Source organism: Kocuria himachalensis (assembly GCF_054784195.1).
In genome coordinates this window covers 1-6,322 of sequence record NZ_BAAGPL010000047.1, presented here as the reverse complement: position 1 = coordinate 6,322, position 6,322 = coordinate 1, and the positions used below count along the sequence as shown (strand labels likewise).

Annotated in this window: 6 protein-coding genes; 4 read left to right on the top strand and 2 right to left on the bottom strand. The window is 60.5% G+C overall.

The genetic code is table 11. The annotated features are described in order from the left end of the window. Positions 1–641: 641 nt before the first annotated feature. The gene (locus tag ACYVM4_RS18370; RefSeq protein WP_460669480.1) at positions 642–1,160 is read right to left on the bottom strand and encodes a hypothetical protein; all 519 of its coding nucleotides are present in this window, start codon (positions 1,158–1,160) and stop codon (positions 642–644) included. 443 nt (positions 1,161–1,603) lie between these two features. Between ACYVM4_RS18370 and ACYVM4_RS18365 the strand changes: the two genes are divergently transcribed. Both ACYVM4_RS18365 and ACYVM4_RS18360 read left to right on the top strand, forming a co-directional pair. Beyond that, positions 1,604–2,125 (top strand): hypothetical protein, encoded by a 522-nt coding sequence (locus tag ACYVM4_RS18365; protein WP_460669479.1) that lies wholly within the window; start codon positions 1,604–1,606, stop codon positions 2,123–2,125. A gap of 859 nt (positions 2,126–2,984) precedes the next feature. After that, a complete protein-coding gene (locus ACYVM4_RS18360) occupies positions 2,985–3,683 on the top strand; it encodes a hypothetical protein (protein ID WP_460669478.1) in 699 nt (232 codons plus the stop codon). 138 nt (positions 3,684–3,821) lie between these two features. Here ACYVM4_RS18360 and ACYVM4_RS18355 read toward each other — a convergent pair whose 3' ends face one another. Further along, entirely contained in the window at positions 3,822–4,370 is a 549-nt protein-coding gene (locus tag ACYVM4_RS18355) for a hypothetical protein (RefSeq protein WP_460669477.1), read from the bottom strand. 760 nt (positions 4,371–5,130) lie between these two features. On the opposite strand from ACYVM4_RS18355, the gene ACYVM4_RS18350 reads away from it, so the two are divergent. Both ACYVM4_RS18350 and ACYVM4_RS18345 read left to right on the top strand, forming a co-directional pair. Further along, complete coding sequence (locus ACYVM4_RS18350) at positions 5,131–5,637, top strand: hypothetical protein (RefSeq protein WP_460669476.1); 507 nt, start codon at positions 5,131–5,133, stop codon at positions 5,635–5,637. A 232-nt stretch (positions 5,638–5,869) separates the two neighbouring features. Then, the coding region (locus ACYVM4_RS18345) for a hypothetical protein (protein ID WP_460669475.1) at positions 5,870–6,322 on the top strand (453 nt) is incomplete at its 3' end.

The following is a 6,322-nucleotide window of genomic DNA, read 5'->3' as shown; positions in this document are numbered from 1 at the left end:
GGTACCAGCGTGAATTGAAGACAGAACTGGGGCGTTCCGAGGCACTACATACCCTCTCCGGAGCCCCCCGTCACGCCGGAGACGAGCTACGAAATCTGTGGCGCGGTCTGGGCCAGGAGCTTGCCAATCTTGATGAAACATTCGCCGATGCATCGCCCATGAGCTAACCCCAACTGCACCCCGAGGCTGACGGGGCACCGCTTCCAGGAGGAGGCTAATATCGCCGACCAGTGAGGCGGAGTATGCCATCCACAATAAGCACAAGCACTCCCCCTATAGTTATCAAGCACCCTGCATAAAGGGCACCTGCCGCAAGGAGCATTACTCCCGTGTAATTATATCGATTAGAAAGCTCTATGTATAAAATTAAGGAAAGGGAAAAAATGACCCCAATTGCGGTAATTATAAATCCCCACTGTCGGAGTGACTTAGCCCGTTTCATGTCGCTCTCTTCCCAAGAATGCTCTCGCCCGATGCGAGTATCACCATGCGCTGGTCAACCGAGATTTTTTGAAGGATCCCTGTCCAAGGCGCGGTCCACACGCGGACACCCCCGGCTCTCACTCCCACAGAAGAACCCCCACTGCATGGCCGCAAGCTTCCCTGCCGATCAGGTTCGGCAGCTTCCGGCGGCATGAGGATCAACCTTTCCGCCCATTTGCGGCGTCACTGGATGCCGTGTTGGACCCGCCTTCCTCCACGGGCACTGCCCTGCTGACCCGGACGGTCATCACCGCCGTGACCGCCAATCCGAAAAGACCCGAACCGGCAAAAGTCTCAGCGAACCACGGGTGCACCCAGTGCCCCAGCAGCAGGCCCAGCAGCACGAGGGCCACGCTGGCCCCGCCCATGAGGAGCAGTAACCGGTGTGCCGTCTTCCGCCCAGCGGGGGTGTAGCGCAACGGGCCCTTCCGTCGCGGCGCCTCAGACTCAGCCGGTACGAACAACGCGCACACCGCAAAGCCCACCAGACACGCGGCAGACCCGGGCAAGATGAGCGGGCCCACATCCTCGCCCTCCCCGGGGACGGGGCGGGCGAACACCACGAACGCCGTGAAATAAACCGCCGCGAGAACTGCGAAGAACCCCAAGCGCCAAGGATGCTGTGAGAGCACCAAAGGCTTTCCGCGCCACCGGCCCACCACCAGCCACACGCCCATGAGCATGGTCACAGCCCCCAGAGCCAGGAACATCCAGCCCCAGGTCTGATCTCCAGGCGCCAAGACACTGAACGCCGGCCAAGTGAAGGCCACCGCGACGCCGCCCAGTATCAGGACGAAGCAACCCAACACCCTCCGCAGCCCGCGGCCTGCCCTCCCTGAGATGGCCACCATGTGCGTTGACCGCCTGTCTGTTGAAGGTGTTCGCCCGGGTGCTTGATTGCAAACGAGACTCGTCTACAGCACATCTACCGGAGCAGCCAACCCCTGGCCAGACGCTCTTGCACCGACACGAGTGGGGGAACCCCAACTGCGACTGCAAGAGCGCGTCATCCTCGGGCTTGAATGCCCGTCGTGACACATCGGGCCCAGCAAACAGCTCCCGCCTTTTCGCAACAGCAAATGTGTGTCTGGTAGCTGGTTTCGAGGACTGATAGGCAGAGATGACGGGCACCGTCGGGGCAGCCAAGGCCAGACAGACAAGAGAGAACATGCAGAACACCAGTGAGATCACCGTCGTGATCGGCTTTTTCGTGCTGATCGTCATCTGCACGGTGTTGATGTACGGCCACCGTTTCGTGGCCCACCGCCTAGTACAGGATCCGGACAGGCGGCCCCGGCGCAGCGTGGAGCTGGCAGCCTTCTGGCCGTTAATCGTGCTCGCGACGGCCTTCCCCTTCGCGGCATTGCTGACACCCTTCGGCATCGACGAGGAACCGACCGCCCAGTGGATGATGGTGGGATTCTTCGGCATAGCGGCTCTGTGGCTCATCATCGTCCGTAAGTGGGAGTGGTACCTGCGGTACGCGGCGAACACGCTATTCGCAGTCACGAGCGGTTCCCCTCGACACGGGGAGACCCTCGAGATGTATCGTGACGGCTTCAAACGAGCTCTACCCTGGGCCGCCGCTCTGGTCGCCGTGGCGTTCATAGTTTCCCTGGCTCGAGCACTGCTTCAGGTGTAGGCAAGCACCAGCCTGGATGCTGCTGGCTTAGCTTCGTACGCAGCTGAGAAACGATCAACGCCTCGATGCGCAAGCTCAAGCTTGAGGTGCCGCCGAGATCGATGGGCCTTCGGTTGCGGCATTCCACATACACGTACGCCATTCGCGGTACGCGCAAGGGGGGACAGCGCCGACACTGCCCTGCCAAACCTCAGCTGGTTAGCTATAGTCATCTAATTTTCTGACCTAGAGAAAGTACGAGGACCGATCCGTGCGCCCTGAGAAAGAACCGCTCTGGACAGCGTCGCTTCGGTCTCGCGCGAAGTGGTCGGCTTTCTTCTATATGATTCCTATCCTAGTGTTTCTTGTCATCGGTATTATCACTGGCCACCGAATGGTTCTTATTGGTGGCGTCCTGGCTCTCATCGGAAATATTGGCTACTTCGTCGCTATGATGCGGGATACGCGCGACGATCCCTAAACGCAAGCTACGGCGCTAAACCAGCTCAGACGCCACGGTGTAGGCGAATGAACCCCCGTCACCCCATGCCGCATGCGACGTGCCCTGAAAGAACCGGCCACGCGCCCACAGCTGGCACGCCACTCCGCGCGATCATTTGCACCGGTGCTGGCAGGAACGTCCACTCACGCATGGACACCACGTTCTCGGCCAGTGATCCGCGGCGGCCTCGGGACTGCCTTGACGACTACCGAAAAGGCACTATCGAGCCCCCACCAGACCGGGCGTGGGATAGAGGCAGTCGAGGGTACTGTGCGTCGCTTTACACTTTTCGAGGTCCAATGTGAAGCAAAAAGCGAATCGGAAGAATATTTTCATGGGCGACCCGAACGAAGCTGGCGTTCGCAGTAACATCACACCGTGAAGCGTGGAATCCGCATGTTCCGACGCGTCCTCCGATGGGCCTTTGAGCCTCAGGACGGACTTTTTTTAACATGGTATGGAATCATGCTTGCGCTGGCCGTTAACGATCAGGTTATTTTGTTTATGGTGACTATAGTTGCCACCACTTTCATGGCTTGGGCGTCACTTTTCGGACTAGCATCCATAATGCCACCCCCAAAACCCCTAAGTGACTATTCAAGCCTCTGGGCGCGAGTGACATGGCTAGTCAAAGCAGTCTGGGCAGCTGTACTTTTTGGACTAGCCGCCCTATACGGCGCCTCGGCTGGCATCACTTTGGAGCTTTCAGAACAGTTGCAAGAAAGTGGCCGTGACCCATATTGGGAGATAATTCGGGAACCCATCATTTTCGTTGTTCCCCTTGTAGCATGGGCGGCTGCGACATGGGTTGCGATTGATGTAGCTCGCACCCCAGATGATCAAAAGCTGAAAATATTGGAAAAAATATTCGATCGACTCGAAATTATCCTCCGTCAGAATTCATACTCCCTTTATAGCTTCCCACTTATTTCTTCTTCCTGGAAATTTAAGAATTCATGGCTATTCCGGCTGACTAGCGTTTTCGTGCAAGGAAAAATCGTTCCGCTACTTTCGGCGAACTTAAGCCCGCTCATAATAGCAGGGTTCTTGGATTTCTGGCGAACTTCATATGCGTGAGAGGAAACCAGTTATTCATAAAGGAACGTTGCCATCGGTAGCACTCCCGGAATCTTACTGCAACACCATTTCACCCAAAAGGACCGGCAACTGGGCCATATGTAAAGCGGTCCCTTGGCAGTCCATCTGGAAGACGGGTCATTTGGTCGTCGCTTTTGAGTGCACCAGTCGTAGGTATATCCAACTTCGCCGGAGCCGAAAGGCCGCGACCAGAGCCGCGCCGGTGGCGGCGCCGACAAAGCTCAGCCATAAGAATTCAGGCCGGATGACATTGCCCAGGACACCGCCCACAACGATGCCCACATGGACGATGAAAAACTCGATCTCGGAGCAGGCCGCCAGGGCTGCCGCAGTCCTGACACCAGGATTTGTCGATACGCTCCGATGCTTGGCGACGTAGGCCAAGGACCAGCTCCAGCGTTCCTGGCTCACCTGCTTGTCGAAGCGGGGGCGTGGCGCCTGGACGAGATACAACACCAAGAACGTCGACGCCATGATGGCCAGGGCGCTCAGGAACCACCACCTCTCACCGACACCAGGAGGCAGGAACCACCCGAGCAGAGGTAGACCGAGCAGGCCTACTCCGGCCGCGGGAATGGACCGGATGACGACCTGACCGACAGTGGGGATCGAGACGCCCTTGGCCGGCGGCGGGACACGGTCTCCGGTGTCTGGGAGCAGGTCCATACTCGGACGCTACCGGTCGGCCTGAACGGGAGCCACGACGCACAAGAGGGGAACTTCAACCGCAACGCGGTAGATCAAGTAGCCGCGCAGGACCTCACCAACCCCTACTTCTTGGCGCCTGGCCTGCGCTGTCGGCGGAGGAGCACCGCGGCGAAGATTGCCAAAGTCGCTACGAAGACAACCGCGAAAACCAGGGGTTCCTCATTACCCGTCGCTACCCACCAGCCGAGGGCCCCAAGGACGATAAGAATCGCCAGTGCGAGTTGCACCTTGGTTTGGGTGCTACTGCGTCGGTGCTCCATATTGACTACCGTCCTTACCTCTTCAGTTGACGGCATCGTTGCACGCTTGCCTTCGCTGGGCGATCCGCTCTTATGTGTCTCAATCTTCGACGGCTGCGCTGTGCCTCCGGTGCGGCGGGGTGTTGGTTGGCCTGTCGGCAACGCTCACCGAGGAACCCTTACTGCAATGCCCGCAGTGGGGCCGCCTGGTAGTGACTTCACCGCGATACCAGTGAGACCACGACTGTGTGGCTAGTGGACGGTGGCGGGCGGTGATAGGTCTGGGAGCCAGGTCCTCGCTCTAGAGGGCTTCTGTGGATAGCTCTACGTTGAGGAGTCCTACGATGCGGCAGACCCAGCTCGGGTTCACAGGCAGCGGCCGGTGGCTCTGATGGAAGCGGCTGTCTTCATTTGCCCGGGACTGCGCATCGTAGGCGCGCGGGGTGTCCTCACCGTTGAGTCCGGGTGTGGGAGGACGTATGAGCGAGCCCTTGCCTGAACACCTGTCGCGGCGTGCTGCATCCAGGCTTGGAGCGTGGGCGGTGCTGCGGGTGCTGATCTGGGCCGTGGTGCTGGTGCTGGCTTTCGCTGCGGCCTTGTGGGCGCTATTCGTCACTGCCCCTGAGGGGGGAGGAGCCTTGATCGGCGCCCCGCTCATCGCCATGCTCGGGCCGCTGCTGCTCAGTGTCCCCTTGGCGTTTGTGCAGGGCCGGCGCGCCGGACAGCAGGCAATCACCTACATGTTCTGGCCGATGGCCTACCTGGTGGCCGTTTTACTGGGCACACCGGTGCTGGTGTGGTGGAACGGGTGGTTCACCCCCGAGGCGCTGCCTCCCGGACAAGCCCTACGGGACATCATCGGTGCGGCGACCCTCATGGGCGTGTTGGCAGTAGCGGCATCAGCGGTCACCGTCGGTGCCGCCGGCGCAGGAGCGGGTATTGCGGGCTGGTTGCGCCGGGACACCAGCCCGCAGGTCCACCCTTGAGGTACACGAAGAATTTTCTGCGCACCCTGCGGCCACGGCCGACCGTGCCCGCTGCTGCTTGCTCTACTTGTGCATGCGCCGCGTATCGGTGGGGCTGTCGGTGCTGCGCGTGCGTGGGCGGGGCCTCGTCATACCAGGAGGTACCACGAGCTTTGGGCACACTGGTTCTCGACCGCGGGAGAACACGGCGGTACCGTCCTTGCCAAGGGCCTACGACAGGGAAGAGCCCAGCATGACACCAGACCGAGCACTGCGGCGGTGGGGTCTCATCCTCACTGGTATCGGCGCTGTCACGGTTCTGATCTCAGTGTGGTGGCTCGGGACCTCCCTCCTCAGCCGGGCCCTGGCTCTCGAGGCTGCGCTGCTGTACGGGCTCGGAGGGCTCCTAGCGGTCAGCGGAGTGACCCTGCTCCTCCTCGCCGCCCGGACCGGCCGCACAAGACCCGGCCGTAGAGGCTTCCGGAGGAAACCACTCTGGTCGTTGCGTCCGATGGCCGTGATGATCACCGTGGCCAGCGGAGGCATCGCCATAGCAGCGGCTGTATCCAGCGCGATCATGGAAGAGATTGACTCCACGCACCGGCTGGCCCAAGCGGACGGGTTCGTCTTGCCAGTGGGCTTTGTGGCCGCCTGCGGGCTGGTCTTCGTCATCGGTGACGCCGTGCTGGAGGCCCCGCTTCCCCCC

Coding starts and splice junctions, on each gene's coding strand:
- ACYVM4_RS18370 (WP_460669480.1), bottom strand. CDS start 1,160: ATGGGCGTGTGGCTGGTGGTGGGCCGGTGGCGCGGAAAGCCTTTGGTG.
- ACYVM4_RS18365 (WP_460669479.1), top strand. CDS start 1,604: ATGACGGGCACCGTCGGGGCAGCCAAGGCCAGACAGACAAGAGAGAAC.
- ACYVM4_RS18355 (WP_460669477.1), bottom strand. CDS start 4,370: ATGGACCTGCTCCCAGACACCGGAGACCGTGTCCCGCCGCCGGCCAAG.
- ACYVM4_RS18350 (WP_460669476.1), top strand. CDS start 5,131: ATGAGCGAGCCCTTGCCTGAACACCTGTCGCGGCGTGCTGCATCCAGG.